This is a genomic window from Klebsiella sp. MS 92-3, from assembly GCF_000195655.1.
GTDB lineage: Bacteria > Pseudomonadota > Gammaproteobacteria > Enterobacterales > Enterobacteriaceae > Klebsiella > Klebsiella pneumoniae.
Map to the genome: position 1 here is coordinate 58,513 of NZ_GL882802.1, position 1,196 is coordinate 59,708.

Consider the following 1,196-nt stretch of genomic DNA (forward strand, 5'->3'; position numbering starts at 1 on the left):
CTGCCCGCCGGGCGGGCCCCCGCCAGCAGCGGGCCGAGGGTCAGGATCATCCAGTAAACGGCAAAGGAATAAACTTTGGGGCGGCTGCGCGTGCTGCGCCAGATGGTGTTTAGCGCGCTGTCGATCGAGTACATCAGCAGCAGCGAGGTGACGATCAGGCCAAAGGCGCCTACGGCGGTCATGCGGCTGGAGTTGGCCACGAACTGCTCGATATATCCCTGGATTACATCCCCGGTCGCCGGAATAAAATTGGCGAAGATAAAATGACGGATCTGCACGCTGACTTCGGAGAACATAGGAAAGGCCGCAAACAGCGCGAACACGACGGCAATCAGCGGCACCAGGGACAGTAATGACACATAGGCGAGGTTCCCCGCCAGAGTGGTCATATGGTCTTCATCAATGCGCCGCCACAGCAGCTTTAGCCACGCCAGCAGCGGCCGGGTATGGTGGAGTAATTTTTGATGAACGGTTTTTAGCATAGCTGTTTCGCGAAATAGTCAGGGATGGTCTCCTTACCAGTCACCAGGATACTGGTGATCCCCAACCGGTTGGCCCCTGCTATATTATCGACGTTATCATCAAAAAAGACCGTATCTGCGGCGGAAAACCCCTCTTCTTCCAGTACTCGCAGATAAATTTGCGCTTCAGGCTTACGCAATCCCATCTCCTGCGACAGATAAATGCGATCGGCGGCCGCGCGCACTTCCGGGTATTCATCGGGCCAGAACGTGGTGTGCAGACGATTGGTATTGGAGAGCACCACCACCCGATGCCCCTGGGCACGAAGTTTATGCATGATGGTAATCACCTCCGGGCGCAGCGCGACAAACACCGCCTGCCAGCCGTGAGCAAACTGTTCATAGCTGAGGGGCATATTCATTTCATGGCACATGGCGGCGGCAAAGTCTTCATCGCTGAGCTCGCCGCGCTCATGCTGATGGAAAGCCTCACCCATGGTGAAATGCTGCTTCAGCGTCGCCAGCGGGATGCGGGTTAAATCGCTCCAGGCTCCCAATACCCGGTTGAAGTCAATGTCGACAATCACATTACCTAAATCAAAGATATAGAGCATTTTTGTCTCCTTCCGCGCCGTGGAAAATTAACTTTAGCGGGAAAGGCTGGATTTGACTATTGGCGTGTGATGCAGGAATGAAAAAAAGAAACCCCCCCCGGGGGGGGGGGGGGGGGGGAAA

Annotated in this window: 2 protein-coding genes; both read right to left on the reverse strand. The window is 55.5% G+C overall.

Annotated elements, in window-relative coordinates; genetic code table 11:
• On the reverse strand, positions 1-482 hold a 482-nt coding region (locus tag HMPREF9538_RS29840; RefSeq protein ID WP_009484982.1), incomplete at its 3' end, for a YihY family inner membrane protein.
• Complete coding sequence (gene yihX / locus HMPREF9538_RS15080; protein ID WP_004151865.1) at positions 476-1,075, reverse strand: glucose-1-phosphatase; 600 nt, start codon at positions 1,073-1,075, stop codon at positions 476-478. The genes yihX and HMPREF9538_RS29840, both read right to left, overlap by 7 nt.
• Between the last annotated feature and the right edge of the window lie 121 nt (positions 1,076-1,196).

Bases quoted from the DNA above. Each gene is read 5' to 3' on its own strand.
- yihX (WP_004151865.1), bottom strand. From the start codon at position 1,075: ATGCTCTATATCTTTGATTTAGGTAATGTGATTGTCGACATTGACTTC.